Here is a 20,120-nt window from a genome sequence, read left to right as displayed (position 1 = left end):
GATCACAGACGAAGGTCTGCCTCACTCTGGTCCAGCAGGTACTTCAGGTCGTAGACCAGCGCTCCCTCCGCGCCAAGTTCCCGGATGGCTTTGGCACCCATCTCTCGAAATTCGGTATGGGCCACGGCCAGCACAACCCCGGCATAGTGCCGCTGCTCCAACGTCTCGACCAGTGCGATCCCATATTCCGCCTGCGCTTCGTTTGGAGCGGCATGGGGGTCATAAACATCGACGGTGACGCCGTAGTCCTCCAACCCGCGCACCACGTCGATCACCCGCGTGTTGCGCAGGTCGGGACAGTTTTCCTTGAAGGTCAGCCCCATGACCAGCACACGTGCACCGGCAACCGGCAGGCCACGTTTCAGCATGGCCTTGACCATCTCACCGGCGACGTAGGCGCCCATGCCGTCATTCAGCCGCCGTCCGGCCAGTAGAATCTCGGGGTGATAGCCCAGCTTTTCCGCCTTGTGGGTCAAATAATAAGGGTCGACGCCGATACAGTGGCCGCCGACCAGACCGGGGCGGAACGGTAGAAAGTTCCACTTGGTGCCCGCTGCCTCCAGCACCGCCTGCGTGTCAATTCCCATCCGGTTGAAGATCTTTGCCAGCTCATTGACCAGCGCGATGTTGATGTCGCGTTGACTGTTTTCAATCACCTTGGCAGCTTCGGCCACCCGGATGCTGGCGGCCTTGTGGGTGCCCGCTGCGACGACCTCGCGATAAAGCGCATCTACGCGCTCCGCCACGTGCGGCGTCGAGCCGGAAGTGACCTTGATGATGTCGCGAAGCCGCCGCGCCTTGTCTCCGGGGTTGATCCTTTCAGGACTGTAACCCGCGAAAAAGTCGACATTATAGGTCAACCCGGACCGTGCTTCCAGCACCGGCACGCAGTCTTCCTCGGTTGCGCCGGGGTAGACTGTCGACTCGTAAATCACCAGATCACCGGGTTTCAACACACCGCCAACCACAGCTGAGGCCGCCAGTAGCGGCGACAGATCCGGCCGGTGGCTGGCATCCACCGGGGTCGGCACCGTCACGATATAGATGCCGCAATCAGCGATGTCTGCCGGATCACAAGTAAACTGCAAATGCCGCGCAGAGGTCAGTTCCTCGGGGTCCAGTTCACGTGTCCGGTCGCGACCGTCACGCAGCTCGGCTATGCGGCCAGGGTCGATATCGAATCCGATCACGTCGCGGTGACGGCCGAATGCCGCGGCCAGTGGCAGGCCAACATAGCCGAGCCCGATGACACATATCTTTTCCTGCGCGCCGCTCATGTCCCTGCCGCTCCTATTGCCTGCAAGCCGCACATAATGCGCGACGCCAGGATGGTTCAACCGCTATCGCCTGCAAGTCGGGGTCACGTTTCGATCACGATTGAGGAAATGTCACCGTCCACATCGCGACAGGCTGCCAGCAGGCGTGGCATCAGGTGTGCCATCACGTAATTGGCATGGAAGCGGCTCGGCGCGGTCAACACCAGCCGTCCCCCTGCCCTGCCCGACCGTTTCAGCGCCTGCACCCAGGAGGCGTAGTTCGCCGGATCCTCGGCATGCAGCAATGCTTTGGCCAGGCTCCATTCCTGACCGTCAGAGACATCCGGCGCCGCGGGCGCGACGTCGGGGCGCAATGGCACCACATTTGCCGATGGTGCATCATCGGCTTTCATCCGGTGTTCGAAATCAGGACCAACAGCGGCCCAGCGGCTTTCAGTATCATGCAGGACACGGGGTAGATCGATGCCATATTCCGTCACCCGACCGCGCGCGCCCTGGCGTTTGACCACCAGCCAACCCATGCTGCGCAGTTTCGCCATCTCGCGCTTCACGGTGCGCTCATCAACACTCCAGAGCCGGGCGATCTCACGCTGTCCGACCGCCAGTTCATCCCGCTGCCAGTTATAGCGGGCGGTCATCAGGGTCATGAAACGCAACACCAGCCTTTGCGGGCCTTTGGCCTGACCCAGCGCAAAAGCCCCCATCGCCGTGAGGATGTCGTATTTCAGCGCAGAGGCATTTCGCCCCGCAGGCCGTTTGGCAAGCATTGCTGCCCCCGTTTCTTGGTTTCCCGCTATTATGTGCGGGAATAGGCTGCCTCAAGTCGTCTGGCGTTTCGCCATTTGCGTTGGTGGATGGTCCGAACTCAACGCTATTTGCTCGTTGTATCTGATTTGCGTCCGGGAATGCGATTCTGTCAAGGACTGAGCTAAATTGATTTCAGTCCCAAACCCTTTTTCCAATGAAAAATGGGTATCAATGGTATAGGGGGACGTCTAGTTTGTCCCCTAATAGGGCAAAAATGTCCCCCTATACACAGTGTGCCTACTGGGCTTGTCCCCCAAAATCTGGCGTTGGTCTCCAGGAAAAAGCCCGTGATTCGAATCGTTTGGCGGCTGCGGCGCGAATCGCTTGGGGCCATGTTTTCCTGGGCCATCGGGCGCTGTGTCCCCGCGGGGACAGGACGCTGATACAAATCATATTTGCTTTTGCGTTTTTTGCAAATTCGGCGTAAATGGATGTTGAGGCTGAATTTGCGTCCGCCGTCCGGGCGCGCTGCCAATAACAACAACGTGCCAGGCAAGGAGCAGCGATGTTTACGCACGAAGACCTGTCAAAAATGCAGGCCCAATCTCTCAAGATGCAAAGCTGGATTCGCCAGCAGACGTTCTCTCCGGAAATGGAAAAGACGCTGCGGCGGTTTTCATCCTGGGAGGTGGCGGAGCTGATCTTCCGGGTCAACCAGTCCACCCTGCGCGGACGTCTGTCAGCGGATCCTTCGTTGCCGCAGGGCCACGTCGAAGAGGATGGTCGCCAGCGCTGGTATTCGCTTGATGAAATCAACGAGTTGCGCCGCCGCATCAAGATCAATCGCAAATCGCTGCTGCCCAAGCGTCCGGCTGGCAAGCGGGCGCTGCGGGTGGCCATTTCAAACTTCAAGGGGGGCGCTGGCAAATCCACCGTCGCGCTGCATTTTGCCCACGCCGCGGCACTGGATGGGTATCGGGTGCTCTGCGTTGATTTCGATCCGCAGGCCACCCTGTCGCATTCCATGGGGCTCAGCGATATTACTGAGGACTATACCGTCTGGGGCATCATGGCCCGCGACCTTGTGCGCGAGACTGAACGGATGAACGCCACATTGTCAGGCGCCGAGTCAGGCACCGCCCTGCCCCAGCGCCAACTGCCCGAGGCGATCACCGGCATGGGGCTTCAGGATCTGCGGGTCAGCGACTTTGTCAAACCTACCAGCTGGCCCACCATCGACATCATCCCGTCCTGCGCCAACGCGGCGTTCGTCGAATTTGCGTCGGCGCAGTACCGCCATCTGAATCCGGAGTGGTCCTTCTTTGCGGCGGTGTCGCGGTATCTCGACCAGTTGCCGGCCGAAGACTACGACATGATGATCTTTGATTGCCCGCCGGCCATCGGCTACCAGTCAATGAACGCGGTCTTTGCCGCCGACATGCTCTACATCCCGTCCGGTCCGGGCTATTGGGAGTATGACTCCACGACGTCATTTATTGGCCAGCTGTCCGAAGCGTTGGAGGATCTGTCGGCGTTTAACGGGGTTGTCCCCGCGGGGACATTCGCGTTGCCCAAAGTGTTTCAGGATGTGCGCTTTCTGCTGACCCGCTATGAATCCGGCAATGACCTGCACCGGGCGATGCGTTCGGCGTTCATGAAGGTTTTCGAGGGGCGGATGACCGAGCACCCGATCGAGATGACCCGCGCGGTGGAACAGTCCGGGCGTTTCCTAAGCTCGATTTACGAGATCGATTACCGCGACATGACCCGTGAGACCTGGCGCCGGGCGCGGGGATCATTCGATCAGGCCTATGATGAGTTCAAGTCCTACGCGCTGGAAGCCTGGGAGAACCTGGAGGATGAGGCATGAGCAAGCGCAGAGTTTTTGACATCGATTTTCCCGCTGACCCTACCCCTGTCCCCGCGGGGACGAAACCCTCCAGCACCGCTGCGAATCCAGAGAAACCGGCAGAAGGCAGGCGCGGGCCGATGGCGACCGCAATTTCGGAAAACGCCGATGCGCTGCGCGCGCGCGCCGAAGCGGAACAGAACATCCGTGCGGAAAATGACCGTTTGGCGCATGAGTTCGTACGGCTGAAAAAGCTGGGGCTGGTGGTTGACCGGATCCCGCTTGATAAAATCCGCATGGAGAAGCTGATCCGCGACCGCAATGAAACGCGCGATCCGGAGTTGGAAGAGCTGAAGGCCTCCATCATGTCGGTCGGTCTGTCGAACCCGATCCGGGTCGAGGAGCGTGACGACGGTTCCTTTGAGCTGATCCAGGGCTACCGCCGTATACGGGCCTATCAAGAACTTCGCGAACAGACCGATGATGAGATCTACGCGACGATTCCGGCCGGGCTGGTGGCTCGCGGGGACGATTTGCAGGCGCTGTATCGCCGCATGGTCGACGAAAACCTTGTGCGCCGCGACATCTCTTTTGCGGAAATGGCCCAGCTGGCGCTGCGCTATGCAGAGGACAGCCAGACCGGCGCCGACAGTGTCGAAGACGCTGTAAACCACCTTTATGCGTCTGCCGGACGGCAGAAGAAGATTTACATCCGGCACTTCGCGCAGCTGTTGGAGGCCATCGGCCAATCGTTGAACTTTGCCGATGCAATCCCACGCGCCTTGGGGCTGGACTTGCGCAAGCGGTTGGAGGCAGACCCTGACAGCGCAGAAACACTGCGGGATGCCCTGCGCGCCGCGCAGGCTGAAACGGCCGAGGCGGAACTGGCTGTGCTGCGTGGCTTTGTGGAACAAGCGCGGCCCGTGCCCCCCCGCAGCCCCGCAGCGCCGAGGTCAGGGCTGGCCAAGACCACGCTGCGGTGCATTGTCCCCGCGGGGACAGTCCGCTGTCAGGCCCGCGATGGGAAGATCGAGATGGCCATGGATCGCGACTTTTCCGAGATTGATCGGCACAAGCTGGAAGATGCCATTGCGGCGTTCTTCGCGGCCTTGGAAGACAGCTGACGCTGTATGCAAACGGGCCGTGCCCAACCGCTGTCAGGCCCGGCTGAGACGCCGGGCCTTATTCTTGACGGTCAGTTCAGTACCTTGAATTCAATGCGCCGGTTCTTGGCCCGGTTCTGTACCGTGTCGTTGGAGACCAGTGGTGTGGTCTCGCCATAGCCCACCGCGACCAGCCTGTCGGATGGGATGGCTTTGTCCAGCAGGTAGCGATGCACGGCTGCTGCACGTTGCTCGCTCAGCTGCATGTTCCAAGCTGCCTTGCCCTGGCTGTCGGTGTGGCCACCAATTTCGACGATCATCCCGGGACAGCGGCGGATGATGTCCGACAGGCTGTCGAGGAAGTCGCGGGAGTTGGCGTTCAGCCGTGCCGTCGAGGGGGCAAAGTTCACGCTACGGCTGCGCGACAGAATGTCAAAACGCCCCGTACAGGCTTCCCGGCTGAAATCCCCACTAACTTCCAGCGCTGTGGCCGCGCCGACCTCATTTGTTCCCGCGGGGACAGGGGGGGTGCCGGGCGCATTCCGGTTGAAGGTCAGATCCAGGCTGACCAGCCCGACAGGTGTAATTGTGACCCCGGCGGCCTCCTCCAGCTTTTCGCGACCCGGATTCAGGCCAAAATCCTCAAGTCGCAGAATAATCGGTTGTACCGTCGCGACATTGACCTGGTCCTGGCCAAGCGCGGTGACCGCGACCGGTGCGGTGATCGCGGACTCGATGCCGCGCAGCGACAGCGTCACGGGCACGTCCAGCAACTTGCGCCGCAGCGCCGCCAAATCGGTCAGCTGATCGGGGGCCAGTGTGGCCGTCACCACCGCCTCCGGGTAGGTGAAGGTCTCAAAGAAGAGAAACCGCATACGGACGTTTCGTAAATCAACGGATGTATCGACGGAATCCAGCGCGATATTGATTTTCACATTTCCTTTTTCTGAGATTTCCCCGGAGAAGGCGTCAAAACGGCTGGATTCGGCGATGCTGCCTTTTTTGATGGAGATGAAGCGAATGGCCGAGGTGTCCGGATCCAGTCGCCACCCATGTTCAAAAGGGTCCGCGGCCAGAACGGAGCTGGCCGTAAGAAAGAAAAGTGTTAAAATATAATTGGTTAAGCGTTTCATCCGGTGCCCTCACTGGTTATTGCCGCCCCGGTGCGCCACGCGCAAACCGGCAGACACTTCAAGATAACAGAAGACTTGCTGGCAAAGGCAAGGGCGCGATAGCCTGAGAGACGAATACACTTGTTAAGTGACTTCCGCCTCTGGGGCGGCGTTGAGCAGGAGCGACAAAGTGGAGAGCAGAACGTACCGGACCCGCCGACCACCGTTCTTGGGTGCATTGCTGAGCTTCTTGGTACTGGCAATCGCGTTGCTGACACCAGCAACCAGCGCGCGGGCGGAGGAGCGGTTGGCCCTCATCATTGGCAACTCGAACTATGCCGCGGTGTCCCATCTGGATAATCCGGTGCGCGATGCACGCCTGATCGCGACGACGTTGGAGAGCCTGGGATTTGAAGTCACGCTGGCAGAGAACACAACCCAGATCGCGATGAAGCGCAGCATTGCGCAGTTCGGACGTCGCCTGCGTCAGGCGGGCGAAGACGCGACGGGGCTGTTCTATTACGCCGGTCACGGTGTGCAGAGCTTTGGCAGCAACTATCTGTTGCCGGTGGATGTGGCGCTGGCGGATGCCGCCGATCTGGATCTCCTGGCAATCGAGGCGCAGTCAGTCCTGCGCCAGATGGCCTCGGCCCGGAACCGTACGAATATCGTGATCCTCGACGCCTGCCGCAACAACCCGTTTGAAACGGTGCCGGACCTGGACGAAAGTGGCCTCGCAGAAATGAAGGCACCCACCGGGACATTCCTGGCCTATGCCACGGCGCCGGGCGATGTGGCGCTGGACGGGGAGGGGCAGAACAGCCCTTTCACCCAGGCACTGGCACGCGAAATTACCGTGCCGGGGCAGCCGGTTGAGCAGGCCTTCAAGCAGGTCCGCCGCGCGGTTCTCGAGCAAAGCCGAGGCAAGCAGACCCCGTGGGATACGTCCTCTTTGGTCAGTGATTTTGTTTTCGCCCCGGCGGAGGCGCACGCGCCTTCGGTCGCATTGGGTTCGGCAGAATCGGAAGAGGCGCAGGTTTGGCAATCGGTTCGGTCGTCGCGTGATGCGATGCAGATCATGCTGTTCCTGCGTGGCTACGGGCAGGGACGGTTTGCCGATGAGGCCCGCACGTTGCTGGCGGATCTGATGGCTGAAGAACTGAACGAGGGGTCTCCGAAGGAAGAAACACCGGCGCCATCGGAGGCCGAGACCGTGGCCCGGGTAGCTAGGGAGACGCCTGAACCGGCAGCACAGGTGACCTTTACCAGCCCATTGGTCGGCGAAATGGCATCGATTTCTGGGCTGACACTGGCAGAGGCCGTAACCCGCGCCCCGGTGTTTCCGCCAATAGAGGGGTTGCCCGAAAATCTCTGGAAGGAACAGTCTTGCAGCAACTGCCACCAATGGACCCGTGAGCGACTGTGTACGCAGGGGAATACCTATCTGAGCCTCAACATGCAGCGGTCTCTTGGCAAGCAACACCCGTTTGGCGGTGCGTTCAAACGCGCGTTGAAGAACTGGGCCGCGGGCGGTTGCAAGTAATGCCTATCGTGCGGCGCATCAGTCAGCGTCCCGTGGTGCCCGTGTCGTGATCAGGAAATAGACCCATTCGCCCTTGAAATCGGGGTGCTTCGCACGCGTCTCCGCCACGCGGGCGCGGAGAAAGTCCAAGTAGGGACCAGCCGGTTCTGTCAGAGGTCTGCGGCTGCCATAAAGCGGGTGTGAGGCGGCGAATGCAACGGCGATTTCCTGGCCATAGGGCGGGCCGATGGTCAGGTTCAGGCCCGGGTCGCCGGGGGCGCGGGTGCCGACGCGCAGCGCGCTTTTTGCCGGGGACAATGCCATCGGTTCAGACCCAGTCGGGCGGAGGTGCAGAACTGTGCCCTCAGCATCGAAGTAATCGACATAGACATAGGCCGCGTAGTCCGGTGCGGTCAGGTCGAAGAACAGTCGATCACCGCCGGAATAGTCCAGAACCCGCGCATGGGCGTCATCGCCGATCAGCAACGGGTTGGTCATTTGATCCGTGCTTTGTGGCAAGCCGATGGTGGCGATCCCTGCCAGGGCACCACATTGCGGTCGGGGCAACAGCCGCATCTTGTCAGACACGGCGATATCGTCCCCCATCTGCGTTTGAAGTGCGGCCAGCACCGGTGTCCTGAGACTGTCTTCGGGCAAGTGTCCACGGATTTCCAGCGTCGCCGTTTCCGGGACAAAGCTAGCCTGTAGCCGCGCGCAGGGAACAGCGCCCAGAATGCCGGAGACACCGTCGCGCAGCGGATCGCCGCCAGTAGTGGCATCGCCGGGCTGCATGAAACTTTGGAACGCGGCTAGCGAGACCGGGTCGATGTCTTCGCCGCCGCCCTGAAAGGCCAATGCCGCCTTGATGCGTGGCGCATCCGGTATGGCGGCAGATGCCACCTGCAGTGATGGGGCGGTGGCGGGGAGCGACGCTGCGGTCGGCGTCGCCGCCGTGGCTGTGGTCATTTCCGGTGCAGCGGCGGGTTGGGGGCGCAGCGCCGCCAATACCGGTGCCAGCGGTTCGGGTTTGGCCACGGCTTGCGCTGTTGGCTGCGCCACTGTCACGGCCTCTGGCAGAGCCGTGGCAGTGGCGGGGGAAACCCGCGCGGGCTTCGGTCGCGGGCGGGCAGGGCGCACGTGTTGCGACAACGCCGCGACGCCGTCGATCCTGCGGCCCGCAGCAGGAACCGAGAGGGCCGCGTCCGACTCTGCGCGGGCGCTTGCGAGCGGTGACGTCGGCGGCGGTGTCGGGGCCAGTGCCTGGCTTTGCGGCGCGCTGGCAGCGGCGTTGGAACGCGGAATCCGTTCCGAGGCCAGTCGTTGGCCCTGCGCCCTGCTTTCACGCGCTTGCGGTCCCTTCGCCGCCTGCGGCACTGCGGTCGAACGCGGGACGCGGTGCGCCTCGAGATTCAGACGGCTCTGCGGGGCAGGCTGCTGCTGCGGCGGGTCCGGGACCAGCGAAAGCAGCAGGGCGGCGGCGCCTCCGGCGTGTACCAGAACCGATATGGCAAGGCCCAGCGGCCATGTGGCAGCAGCGTGCCTCATCCCCCCGAGTCCGGGGTGACGACAAGCACAACATCGGAGAACCCCAGCGCTTCTGCTTCGGTCACCAGCGGCAGCACCTGGCGCAGTTCTGCGGCCTTGTGGGCGTTGATGCGCAGACGCAGTTCGGCACTGTTCCCCAAGTGCTCGGACAGTGCGGCGGACAGCGTGGCACGGGAGATCTCAATGCCGTCAAGGGCCAGTGCGCCGTCAGCGGAAACCGCCAGCGTCAGGCCACCCGCCGGCATGTCCTGCCCGGTGACAGCGGTCGCGGGCTGGACATCGAATGGGGCGGTGGCGTCCATCCGACCGATCAGCATGAAGAACACGAGAAGAAAGAACACCACATCGATCAGCGCGATGATGGTTTCGGACTGGGCGGTGCGAACCGGGCGGTTGAGTTTCACTGCCCCGCCTCCAGTCGCAACACCCGCAGACGCGTGACGCCCGCCAGCGCCGCGGCGTCGAGCAGGGTGATCAACGCCTGTGTCTGCGCTGCACCAGAGGGGAGAACGACCACCTGCATCAGCGGGTCCTCCGCCACCGCCGCAGAGAGGGTGGCGCGAAGGTTTTGAGCATCCAGCGCAGCACCGCGCAATACCGGCATGCCGTCAGCGCCCAGCCGGATCAACAGGGTCGCTGCGGTGGGCGCAGAGGCTTGAGTTGCACCTTGCCCGCTGGGTTTCACCGCCGGGATCATGTCGAGGTTCAAATAGGTGGACGTCACCATGAAGAACACCAGAAGGATCAGCATCACATCAATCATCGGCACCAGCGAGATCAGGGCGCGGGGGCGTGCTGGCCGGTTGATCCTCATGGCGATTGCCCCTTTCGTCAGCGCGACCCGTCTATCATCAACAGGCGGCCTGCGGCGCTTTCGATGGTTTGGGCCGCGGCGTCGATCCGGGCGGCGAACAGGCCCGCGGCAACGGCGGCCGGGATGGCGACCAGCAAGCCCGCGGCGGTGGTCAGCAGCGCCTGCCAGATCCCGCCGGCCAGCACCGATGCATTGGCGGCGCCTTGCGCCAGTTCCAACTCTTGGAAGGACTGGATCATACCAAGCACGGTGCCCAGAAGGCCCAAAAGGGGAGAAACCATGGCGATGAGCTCCAGAAGCCGGATGAGCCTGTTCATCCGGCTCACCTCTTCGTTGCCCCGCCGGGCAAGCTCATCCTGTAACAGCGGGCCGCGCAACCCGTCCTGAATTGCCTGCATGGCAAAGCGCATCACCCGGTCAGCAGGGGACTTACCCCCTGCAAGGCTATCCTGCGCCTGTTTTCGGTCGCCATCCCGCCATTGGGTCAGCGCCTGTTCGCGGGCCGCAGTGCCGGACTGCACCGGCCAGAGCTCAATCAGTTTGACGGCAATCACCGTCAGCGACAGCAACGACATCAGCGCCAGGGTCACGATCACGGGCCCGCCGGTGCCGAGCATATTCCAGGTTCCGCTCATGGCTTACTTGACCAGCTGAGCGGCGGCGCGGGAGCCGAGCTCGAGAAGCGGGAAGCAGTCCATCTGTTCCTCGTTCTGGGGTTGGCAGGCCGTGATGTCATGCAGGAGAATTTCCGAGATGTCGCCGCAGGCGATGTCCGGTATTTCGAATAGTTTCAGCGTGGTGCGCTGAACGGGCAGGGGCGCGGCGTCAACCGACAAGAGCCGGTCGATCACGCCCGAACCGTCAAGAATTGCCAGTGACATCTCGAAGGCTTCGAAGCTCTTTCCGGTCTGGTTGCGAAACAGAAAGAATGCCCGGCACCCGCCGACGTCGATGTCTTCGGTCTTGTTCAGTTCAACCCGAAGCATAGCGGTCTGCGAGGCGGCGGCCAGTGGCAGGCAGGTGAGGATGAGGGCAGTCAGCAGGCGGGTCACGGGCATCACTGTCTCCGAGGTGCGATGTAAGTGTTGCCAGCCCGCGACGTGCGGATTGGCAAGAGGTCAGACAAGGCTGGTCAACGCCTTTTCGATCCTGTCCATGGCGGCGCGGGCCGAGTCGAGGTCGCGGCGTTTCAGGTGACGCGCGGCGACGTGCAGGGCGCGGCCCAGACGGTCGCGTGCAGGGCCCGGCGCGCGGGCGACATTGGCCTGCAATGACTGGGCGCGTTTGACCTGGGCACCAAGGGACCGCTGGTCCATTTCCCGCTGAGCACGTTGCATCGAGGCGGCCTCGCCCTCGCGGTCCTGGCCGATACGGGCCACGGCGCGTTCGATCACCACGACCATCGTCTCAGCCTCCTGCAGGCGTCCGTCGTTGATAAGGCCGACGGCCTTGGCAAGCGCGCGTTTGAGTTTCAGTTCCAGCGCCCCCGGAGCCAGCGAAATACGGAGCTGTATGCGCTTCAGCCGTCGTTTCAGGGGCGCAATGGCATCTTGGTCGATTTCGGGGGCGGCGATGTCTGCAGCGGTCTTCTCCGTCTGCTGATCCCCGGCGGGTTCGGGTTTCAGACTGTCCAGAAGGTTGCCGCCATCGTCATAGAACAGCACGTTCACCTTGGGCTTGTTGCGCCTAAGAAACCTTTTCAGCTCGGTGACCATGCGCGCGGGAGCGCTTTCGCAGATCATTTCCATATCGCCGTTGCGCACCACATAGGTGCCCCAGGCCATTGGTGCCGCGCCGCCTTGTTGCTTCAGCGGTGCGCGCAGAGCTTCGGGCTTTTTGCCGGGCTGAATCATCAGCAACGGGTCTTTGCTCTGGTCCTGGCAAAATGCGAAACTCATGCGTTTTTTGGCGCCTTCTCGGACGAGAATTTTGACGTCCTTGCCGGTAATTTGCTGAACACTCATCACAACCAGACCATGACAATCTGTGAAAACATTTGACTTGAGGATGCCGATAAGGCTCACTTGGGGTCAAGTTTTTAGTTTGAGATTGGGCAGCCTTAACCGCTTGGGCAAACAAGAGCGGGGGTTCTTAACGTTACGTTAGTTAGACCGCAAAGCGGTTGGTATAGCGGGGGGATAGATGGATCCGGCAGTGTTACTGCAGTCCAAAGGAGACGACGCACCCAGCGGCGATAATCTCGAATATGATCCGGCTTTCACAGAGATGGAGCTGGCGGCCCAACCCGGTGAAGAGTCCGTGGTCGGCGACGAAAAGATCGAGGCCACGGACCCCGATTACCGTGAAGTTCAGAAAAAGGCGCAAGAGGTTCTGGAGCGCAGCCACGATCTGCGCGCGGCGGTGTTTCTGGGGGATGCTCTGCTGCATACCGAGGGGCTGACCGGGTTCGCCGATGTGACCACCTATATCCGCGGGTGTCTCGAAACCTATTGGGCGACGTGCCATCCGGAGCTGGACGAAGATGACGGTGATCCGACGATGCGGATCAATGCAATTCAGGATCTTTGCGGCCAGCCCGACGGCATGGGCGGCCCGTCGCCCGTGTACCGGTCGGTGCGCCGCGCCCCGTTGAGTGAGAGCCGCGGCTTTGGACGCTTCTGTTTTCGCGACATCGAGATCGCCGAAGGGCTGATCGCGGCGCCGACGAACATGGAACACGTGCCCGACAGGTCCACCATCGGCGCGGCTTTCCAGGACAGCGATGCGGATGTGGTGCGGACACGGTTGCAGGCGGTCGAAACGGCGGCAGACAATCTGCGGGCCATATCGGGGGTGTTTGACGAACAGACGCCGGGGCAGGGGCCTGACCTCGGGGCCCTGATTAAACTGCTGCAACAGATCGCCAAGCGGATGCGCGACTATGGCGAACTGAGCGGTGAAACCGCCGCCGATGACCGTGGTGACGAGGTGGCTGACGACACTGGCGAGGCAGAGCCCTCGGCGGTTGGGGGCCGGGCGGCGGCGGCTGCACCGGGGACGATAAATTCGCCTGCTGACGTGTCCAACGCGCTGGATCGGATCATCGGGTATTACCGCCGCGCGGAGCCTTCCAGCCCGCTGCCGCTGCTGCTGGAGCGAGCCAAACGGTTGGTGGGGGCTGATTTCCTCACCATCATGAACGACATGGCGCCGCAGGGGGTGGACAACGTCCACCTGATCGGAGGCATCGACGACGACGACTGACAAACATGGGCCCTGTCGCTGCGGCACTGGTCGCGGCACCCATGCATGCAAGACGAGTAAGGAGACCTAGATGGCCGGAAGTTCACAGAAATTCATTGCCCGCAACCGGGCACCAAGGGTCCAGATCGAATACGACGTGGAGCTGTATGGCGCCGAAAAGAAGGTGCAGTTGCCGTTTGTGATGGGGGTGATGAGCGACCTTGTCGGCAAATCCGAGGTCGAACAGCCCGCGGTTGCGGACCGCAAGTTCCTGGAAATCGACGTCGACAATTTCGATGACCGGATGAAATCCCTAGCGCCGCGGGCGGCGTTCACCGTGCCGAATACGCTGACCGGCGAGGGCAATCTGGCGGTCGACATCACCTTCGAGAGTATGGACGATTTCAAACCTGCCGCTATCGCCGCCAAGGTGGAGCCGCTGCGTGAACTGCTGGAGGCTCGCAGCCAGCTCAGCAACCTGATGACCTACATGGATGGCAAGACCGGCGCAGAGGATCTGATCTCGAAGATTATCCAGGATCCGAGCCTGCTGAAAACCCTGGCCGCACAGCCCAAGCCCGGCAGCGATGCCGAGAGCGAAGAGTAATAGGGGAGGACAAAGATGGCTGATGAAGAACTCCAGGCGGAAGCCGCTGCCGGTGAAGCCGCTTTTGGTTCGGCTGAATTTGCCAACCTGCTGCAAAAGGAATTTCGCCCCAAGTCGGACCAGGCCAAGACGGCCGTTGAAAGCGCGGTCAAGACGTTGGCCGAACAGGCGCTGGCCAATTCGGCGCTGATTTCAGACGACGCGTTGCGGTCCATCGAAAGCATCGTGGCGCAAATCGACAAGAAACTGACCGAGCAGGTCAACCTGATCCTTCATAATGAGGACTTTCAGCAGCTGGAAAGCGCCTGGCGCGGTCTGCATTACCTGGTCAACAACACCGAGACCGATGAGCAGCTGAAAATTCGGGTGCTGCCGATCACCAAGAAGGAAATGTCGAAGACCCTGAAGAAATTCAAGGGCACGGCCTGGGACCAGTCGCCGATCTTCAAGAAGATCTATACCGAGGAGTTCAGCCAGCTGGGCGGCGAGCCTTATGGATCGCTCGTTGCCGATTACCATTTCGACCACTCGCCGCCGGACATCGAACTGTTGGGCGAGATGTCCAAGATCGCAGCCGCCGCGCATGCACCGCTGATCACCGGTGCCAAACCGACCCTGTTCCAAATGGACAGCTGGGCGGAATTGTCGAACCCGCGGGATCTGACCAAAATCTTCCAGACCCCGGAATATGCCGCCTGGCGCAGCCTGCGTGACAGCGAGGACGCCAAATATGTCGGCCTGGCGATGCCGCGTTTCCTGGGCCGTCTGCCCTATGGTTCCAAGACCGACCCGGTCGAGGAGTTCGCCTTCGAAGAAGACACCGCCGGCGCCACCAGCGAGAAATACAGCTGGGTCAACGCGGCTTACGGCATGGCTGTCAACATCACCCGCTCCTTCAAGATGTACGGCTGGTGCTCGCGTATCCGCGGGGTCGAAAGCGGTGGCACGCTGGAAAATTTGCCCAGCCACACCTTCCCGACCACCGACGGCGGCGTCGATCAGAAATGCCCCACGGAAATCGCAATTGATGACCGGCGCGAGGCGGAGCTGGCGAAGAACGGCATGATGCCGCTGATTCACCGCAAGAACACCGATGTTGCGACCTTCATCGGCGCCCAATCGCTGCACAAGCCGGCCGAATATGACGACCCGGATGCAACCGCCAATGCCAATCTCAGCGCACGGCTGCCTTACCTCTTCGCCACCTGCCGTTTTGCGCATTACCTGAAATGCATGGTGCGGGATAAGGTCGGCTCCTTCCGAAGCCGACAGGACATGGAGTCCTGGCTTCAGGAATGGATCAACAATTACGTCGACTTCAATGCGGACATCTCTTCGGAAAACCAGAAGGCGCGCAAGCCTCTGGCCGCGGCCGAAGTGGTGGTGGAGGAGGTTGAGGGCAATCCGGGCTACTACAGCTCGAAGTTCTTTCTCCGGCCGCACTACCAACTGGAAGGACTTTCGGTCTCCCTCCGTCTGGTATCGAAGCTGCCCTCGGAAAAAGGAGGCTAATTTCCACTCCAATGTCTCCTGAGACCGGAACGACGCGCAAATCTATTGTGAAAGGATACAGCCATGGCTGCGAATATGTTTATCGAGATCAAGGACATTACGGGCGACTCGACGGTAACCGGCTTCGAGAAGATGATCGTCATCCAATCGGCCAGCTGGAACGTGGAGCGCGCGGTTGAAATGACCGATCTGGGCTCCACCCAGCGGATGCACGCCAACTCGAATTTCGGCAAGATCGAGGTCACCTCCCAGATGGGCAAGGCGTCCAACGATCTGGCGCTGGCGGTGGCCAACGGCACGGTGCGCCCGGAAATCAAAATGTTCTGGTGCCGGTCGGGGGAAAGCGCGTCGGAAGGCTTGCAGGCCTATTCGACCTGGACCCTGAAGGACGTAGTGATCGACAGCTACGCGATCTCCTCCAGCGAGGACGGCATTCCGGAAGAAACCTGGTCAATGGCCTATGCCTCGATCGTGCATGAATATAAGGCGACCGACCAGAAGTCCGGCAAGCTCAGCGCGCAGAAGCCGAACTTCACCTGGAACGTTCAGACCGGCAAGGTCGAATAAGAACGGCCGCCACCCTTGGGCCGCTGCGCCCTGGGGGTGGCGTCCTGCAGCGGACCGCTGCAATCAGTCCCAGTCGCGGAGTAAGGCCTCATGACCCCGGAAGAGCATCTCAAAGCTGGTGATCCCAGGGCGGCGCTGGAGGCGTTGCAGGCCAAGGTTCGCGCCGATGCGAGCAACGCGAAACTGCGGGTCTTCCTGTTTCAGCTGCTGTGCGTGCTGGGGGATTGGAACCGGGCGATTGCCCAGCTGAAGGCCGCGGCCGGGTTGGATGAGGGGGCCACCATGATGGCGCAGGCCTACCGGGAGGCGATCATCTGTGAGGTCTACCGCGAGAAGGTCTTTGCCGGGGAGAAGTCTCCGTTGATCCTGGGCGAGCCGGAGTCCTGGCTGGCGCATCTGATCGAGGCGCAGAAACTGCTGGCGCAGGGCAATCCCAAACAGGCCGCCGCGCTGCGCCAGCAGGCGTTTGACGCAGCACCGACCAGTTCGGGAGTGATCAACGGCACGCGGTTCGATTGGATTGCCGATGCAGACATGCGGCTTGGCCCGGTGCTGGAAGCGGTCGTGAACGGCAAATACTATTGGTTGCCTTTTTCGCAGATCGTTTCGTTTGAAGCTGACGAACCCTGTGACCTGCGGGATGCCGTCTGGACTGCGGGCACCTTGACCCTGGCAGGCGGCGGTGCGGTGGCGGCAATGATCCCCACCCGCTACCCGGGCAGCGAGCAGGCCGACGGGCTGTCGATGCTGGCGCGTGCGACGGTCTGGCAGGATGCCGGAGAGGAAACCTACACTGGTCTTGGCCAGCGGCTGCTGACGATTGGCGAACAGGATATTGCCATCATGGATGTACGTTCGCTGCGGATGGATGGGCATGAAATAGAGAATGGCTGACAAGACACTGGCCGAGCGCCTGCAGCCCTCGCTGCTGGACCGCCTGACCGACAATGCGCCCGGCGACCTGAAAGAAACCCGCGAAAGCCGGGTGATCGACCTTGTGCGTCTGCGCGAGATCATCCAGCGGGATCTGTCTTGGCTGTTGAACACGCAGAACGGCGAGAGCCACTTTGACGCGGAACGTTTTCCCTCGGTGTCGGAGTCGGTTCTGAATTTTGGCCTTCGCGAAGTGGCGGGCGAGGCCTCCACCTCCGAGAAGGCCGAAGCGATCCGACGCTCGATCAGGCAGGCCATTGCCACCTACGAGCCGCGGATTATCGACGGATCGGTTGATGTCCGCTTGCAGGATGGCACGGATGCAACCGAGATGACCGTGGGGCTGGAAATCCGGGCCGACATGTGGGCGCAGCCAATGCCGATGGAGTTGTATCTGCGCAGCAAGGTCGATCTGACCACTGGCGAGGTCGAAATGGAAAGGGCACGCTGACATGGATACGCGGCTGCTGACCCATTATGAAAACGAGTTGAATTATCTGCGTGACATGGGCGCGGAATTTGCCGCCGCCTATCCCAAGATCGCTGCCCGGCTGGGCATGGAAGGGGTCGAGGTTCTGGACCCCTATGTGGAACGCCTGCTGGAAGGTGTCGCCTTTCTGTCGGCAAGGGTGCAGTTAGAGCTGGAACTGCAATACCCGAATTTCACCTCCAACCTGCTGGAAATCATCTACCCCCATTACCTGGCACCGACCCCCTCGATGATGATCGCGGCGTTTGAGCCGGACACCGCAAACTCGGCGATCAAGAGCGGCTATGTGCTGCCGCGGGGCTCGACCCTGCGCTCGCGACTGACCGAAGGGGAGCAGACCCCCTGCGATTTTCGAACCGCCGCCGATCTGACCATGTGGCCGATCAAGATTTCCGAAGCGCAATACATCGATGGGCGCGGTGAACTGGTCGCTGCGGGCGTGGCAACAGGCTATGACGCGCGGGCCGGGATCCGACTGCGGCTCAAGCGTATAGATGGCGACCCGATCAACAAGCTGGAGATGGACCACCTGTCGCTGTACCTGTCCGGCGCTGCGGGCAACAGCTGGCCGCTGCTGGAGCTGCTTTGCACCCAGGTTCAGGGAATCGTTGCGCGCTCCACCGACCGGCGGGCCGATTGGCATTTGCCTCTGCGCGGGGCCAAAGTGGTGCAAAAAGGGTTCGGCCCGAATGAGGCGCTGCTGCCCCTGCCACGCCGCGTCTACGAAGGCTACCGGCTGTTGCAGGAGTATTTTGCAATGCCGGAGCGGTTTCGATTTGTCGAATTGCAGGGGCTGCGGGCGGGCCTGGAGAAATCCGCGGGCAATGAGGTCGACATTTATATCCTTTTGCGTGAAGGCATGCCGGAAATTGCCCCGATCGTGGTGCCGGAGGTGTTTCAGCTGAACGCGGTGCCTGCGGTCAATCTGTTCGAGAAACGCTGTGACCGGGTGCGGATCACGCCGATGGATACCGAACATCACGTCATTCCCAACCGCACCGCCGGATTGGATTTTGAGATCTATGCCCTGCAAAACGTGGTCGGCATCAGCGGCGAGGGCGCAAATGACGTGGTGTTTCGTCCGTTTTATTCGGCCAGCGATTTCACCGCTGCCGGTGAAACCCACCCGGCCTATTACACGGTCAAACGTCGCATGCGTCAGCGGTCCGAAAAGGAACGGCTGCGCGGGGTACGCAGCTCCTATCTCGGCTCGGAGGTCTTTGTGACCCTGGTGGACCGGGCGCAGGCGCCCTATGCCGCCGGGCTGGAGCAGCTGGCCGTGAATGCGCTGTGTACCAACCGCGATCTGCCGATGCTGCTGGCCACCGGAAACGACGACGTGTTTCACCTGCCCGAAGGTGGTCCGGTCCTGAAAGTGACCTTGCCGGTCTCCCCCACGCGACCGCATCCGACGCTGGCCCAGGGCGACACGGCCTGGCGGCTGATTTCGCATCTCAGTCTCAATTATGTTTCGATTGCCGACACCGGTAAGGGCCAGTCGGCGGAGGCACTGCGCGAGCTGGTTGGCCTTTATGCGCCACTGGGCGACCGGGTCACCGAAAAACAGCTGGAAGGGATCCTGTCGGTGGGCGCACGCCCTATCGTGCGCCGGATGAGCGACGAGATCCTCTCGACTGCCGTGCGCGGGCTGGAGATCACCCTTGGCTTTGATGAGAGCTTTTTCGAGGGCAGCAACATCTACGCACTGGGGGCCGTGCTGGAACGGTTCTTTCGCGGATACGCCAGCATCAATTCTTTCACGGAGACTGTCCTGACAACCGAGAAACGCGGGGAAATTGCCAGATGGCAACCGGAAACCGGCCTGGGCCGGATGATCTGAGCCTCTATGGTCGCCTGGCCAGAGAGCCCGAAAAACACCATGTTTTTCAGGCGCTCCGGGTATTGGAGGCGCATTTTTCCGAAGCCCCGCGCCTCGGCGAGAGCCGCCGACCACGCGAAGATAGGTTGCGCCTTGGTCAAGAGGCCGAGCTGGCGTTTCCGCCCACAACCATTGCCGATTTCAATCCGGCAGCGGATGGCAGACCCGCGGTTCTGACCAACCGGTTTTTTGGCCTGTTCGGACCGCAAGGGCCGTTGCCACTGCATCTGACCGAATACGCCCGCGACCGAAAACGCAATCATCGTGATCCGACAATGGTGGCCTTTGCCGACATGCTGACGCACCGGATGATGAGCCTGTTGTACCGGGCCTGGACCCAAGGATCGCCCGCCGCCAGTTTTGACCGGGCTGATGATCCGATGGCGCGCAAGATCGCGTCGCTGATCGGCTACAACGGGTTCAAATTCGGCAACCGGGATGAAATGCCGGATCTGGCCAAGCTGCATTTTGCGGGCCACCTGGCCAAAGGTGCCAAGAACCCCGAAGGGCTGGTCTCGATCCTGTCCGCCTTTTTCGGGGTGCCGGTGCATTTGGAGGAGTTTGTCGGCAGCTGGCTGGAGTTGGAGCCGGACGACCGTTGGGGGCTGGGTTTTGGCGCGTTGGGACGGAGCACCAGCATCGGCACCAAGGTCTGGAGCCGCTCTGCGAAATTCCGCATCCGCATCGGACCGCTGGTACTCAAGGATTATGAGCGGTTGCTGCCGGGCGGAGCCGCGCTGACCCGACTGCGGTCGATTGTTCGGTCTTATGCCGGCGATTTTCTGGACTGGGATGTGAACCTTATCCTGGCGGGGGATGAGGTGCCGCGCGCGTCTTTGGGGGGCGGAACACGGCTGGGCCATACCAGCTGGATCCGCTCTCGGCCCGACCCGGATGCGGACCAGCCGGATGCGAGCGATTTGTACCTGTATCCGGGGTCGAGCGCCGAGACGGATGAGCGAGTAGAGGGAGGGATTTGA

General features: G+C 61.6%; 20 protein-coding genes. 11 read left to right on the top strand and 9 right to left on the bottom strand.

The window, feature by feature from the left end:
• Nucleotides 1-2 precede the first annotated feature (2 nt).
• On the bottom strand, nt 3-1,277 hold the full coding sequence (locus AC0IPL_RS05400) for a nucleotide sugar dehydrogenase (RefSeq protein ID WP_474272635.1): 1,275 nt from the start codon (nt 1,275-1,277) through the stop codon (nt 3-5).
• A gap of 83 nt (nt 1,278-1,360) precedes the next feature.
• Entirely contained in the window at nt 1,361-2,044 is a 684-nt protein-coding gene (locus AC0IPL_RS05395; RefSeq protein WP_474272634.1) for a DnaA N-terminal domain-containing protein, read from the bottom strand.
• A 545-nt stretch (nt 2,045-2,589) separates the two neighbouring features.
• Between AC0IPL_RS05395 and AC0IPL_RS05390 the strand changes: the two genes are divergently transcribed.
• A complete protein-coding gene (locus tag AC0IPL_RS05390; protein WP_474272633.1) occupies nt 2,590-3,894 on the top strand; it encodes an AAA family ATPase in 1,305 nt (434 codons plus the stop codon).
• Complete coding sequence (locus AC0IPL_RS05385) at nt 3,891-4,997, top strand: ParB/RepB/Spo0J family partition protein (protein WP_474272632.1); 1,107 nt, start codon at nt 3,891-3,893, stop codon at nt 4,995-4,997. Before AC0IPL_RS05390 ends, AC0IPL_RS05385 begins: the two co-directional genes overlap by 4 nt.
• Before the next feature lie 71 nt (nt 4,998-5,068).
• Here the strand turns inward: AC0IPL_RS05385 and AC0IPL_RS05380 are convergent, their stop codons facing one another.
• Complete coding sequence (locus tag AC0IPL_RS05380; RefSeq protein WP_474272631.1) at nt 5,069-6,109, bottom strand: OmpA family protein; 1,041 nt, start codon at nt 6,107-6,109, stop codon at nt 5,069-5,071.
• Between the two features lie 169 nt (nt 6,110-6,278).
• On the opposite strand from AC0IPL_RS05380, the gene AC0IPL_RS05375 reads away from it, so the two are divergent.
• Nucleotides 6,279-7,631 carry a caspase family protein gene (locus tag AC0IPL_RS05375; RefSeq protein WP_474272630.1) on the top strand — a complete coding sequence of 451 codons (1,353 nt, stop codon included), beginning with the start codon at nt 6,279-6,281 and terminating at the stop codon, nt 7,629-7,631.
• Nucleotides 7,632-7,649: 18 nt separating this feature from the next.
• Here the strand turns inward: AC0IPL_RS05375 and AC0IPL_RS05370 are convergent, their stop codons facing one another.
• The 6 genes from AC0IPL_RS05370 to AC0IPL_RS05345 are packed head-to-tail and all read right to left on the bottom strand — an operon-like array spanning nt 7,650 to nt 11,867.
• Nucleotides 7,650-9,155, bottom strand: coding sequence for a DUF4384 domain-containing protein (locus AC0IPL_RS05370; protein ID WP_474272629.1), 1,506 nt, complete (start codon nt 9,153-9,155; stop codon nt 7,650-7,652).
• The gene (locus AC0IPL_RS05365) at nt 9,152-9,559 is read right to left on the bottom strand and encodes an ExbD/TolR family protein (protein WP_474272628.1); all 408 of its coding nucleotides are present in this window, start codon (nt 9,557-9,559) and stop codon (nt 9,152-9,154) included. The genes AC0IPL_RS05370 and AC0IPL_RS05365 overlap by 4 nt, the downstream gene beginning before the upstream one ends.
• Complete coding sequence (locus AC0IPL_RS05360; RefSeq protein WP_474272627.1) at nt 9,556-9,969, bottom strand: ExbD/TolR family protein; 414 nt, start codon at nt 9,967-9,969, stop codon at nt 9,556-9,558. Before AC0IPL_RS05360 ends, AC0IPL_RS05365 begins: the two co-directional genes overlap by 4 nt.
• A 17-nt stretch (nt 9,970-9,986) precedes the next feature.
• Nucleotides 9,987-10,604, bottom strand: coding sequence for a MotA/TolQ/ExbB proton channel family protein (locus AC0IPL_RS05355; protein WP_474272626.1), 618 nt, complete (start codon nt 10,602-10,604; stop codon nt 9,987-9,989).
• 3 nt (nt 10,605-10,607) lie between these two features.
• A complete protein-coding gene (locus AC0IPL_RS05350) occupies nt 10,608-11,027 on the bottom strand; it encodes a hypothetical protein (protein ID WP_474272625.1) in 420 nt (139 codons plus the stop codon).
• A gap of 60 nt (nt 11,028-11,087) precedes the next feature.
• Entirely contained in the window at nt 11,088-11,867 is a 780-nt protein-coding gene (locus tag AC0IPL_RS05345; protein ID WP_474272624.1) for a hypothetical protein, read from the bottom strand.
• Nucleotides 11,868-12,111: 244 nt separating this feature from the next.
• On the opposite strand from AC0IPL_RS05345, the gene tssA reads away from it, so the two are divergent.
• The 8 genes from tssA (at nt 12,112) to tssG (ending at nt 20,120) form a co-directional block, all read left to right on the top strand.
• The gene (tssA, locus tag AC0IPL_RS05340; RefSeq protein ID WP_474272623.1) at nt 12,112-13,173 is read left to right on the top strand and encodes a type VI secretion system protein TssA; all 1,062 of its coding nucleotides are present in this window, start codon (nt 12,112-12,114) and stop codon (nt 13,171-13,173) included.
• 70 nt (nt 13,174-13,243) lie between these two features.
• Nucleotides 13,244-13,759: a type VI secretion system contractile sheath small subunit gene (gene tssB / locus AC0IPL_RS05335; RefSeq protein WP_474272622.1), complete on the top strand. Its 516-nt coding sequence runs from the start codon at nt 13,244-13,246 to the stop codon at nt 13,757-13,759.
• Nucleotides 13,760-13,774: 15 nt separating this feature from the next.
• The gene (tssC, locus tag AC0IPL_RS05330; protein ID WP_474272621.1) at nt 13,775-15,271 is read left to right on the top strand and encodes a type VI secretion system contractile sheath large subunit; all 1,497 of its coding nucleotides are present in this window, start codon (nt 13,775-13,777) and stop codon (nt 15,269-15,271) included.
• Between the two features lie 63 nt (nt 15,272-15,334).
• On the top strand, nt 15,335-15,838 hold the full coding sequence (locus tag AC0IPL_RS05325; protein WP_474272620.1) for an Hcp family type VI secretion system effector: 504 nt from the start codon (nt 15,335-15,337) through the stop codon (nt 15,836-15,838).
• A 90-nt stretch (nt 15,839-15,928) separates the two neighbouring features.
• Nucleotides 15,929-16,732, top strand: a complete 804-nt coding sequence (locus AC0IPL_RS05320) for a type VI secretion system accessory protein TagJ (RefSeq protein ID WP_474272619.1) — start codon at nt 15,929-15,931, stop codon at nt 16,730-16,732.
• A complete protein-coding gene (gene tssE / locus AC0IPL_RS05315) occupies nt 16,725-17,222 on the top strand; it encodes a type VI secretion system baseplate subunit TssE (RefSeq protein ID WP_474272618.1) in 498 nt (165 codons plus the stop codon). The genes AC0IPL_RS05320 and tssE overlap by 8 nt, the downstream gene beginning before the upstream one ends.
• A gap of 1 nt (nt 17,223) precedes the next feature.
• Complete coding sequence (tssF, locus tag AC0IPL_RS05310; RefSeq protein ID WP_474272617.1) at nt 17,224-19,101, top strand: type VI secretion system baseplate subunit TssF; 1,878 nt, start codon at nt 17,224-17,226, stop codon at nt 19,099-19,101.
• Nucleotides 19,065-20,120 (top strand): type VI secretion system baseplate subunit TssG, encoded by a 1,056-nt coding sequence (gene tssG, locus AC0IPL_RS05305; protein WP_474272616.1) that lies wholly within the window; start codon nt 19,065-19,067, stop codon nt 20,118-20,120. Before tssF ends, tssG begins: the two co-directional genes overlap by 37 nt.

The organism is Leisingera sp. SA32 (assembly GCF_056033425.1).
This window is presented reverse-complemented; position numbering and strand designations above follow the sequence as displayed.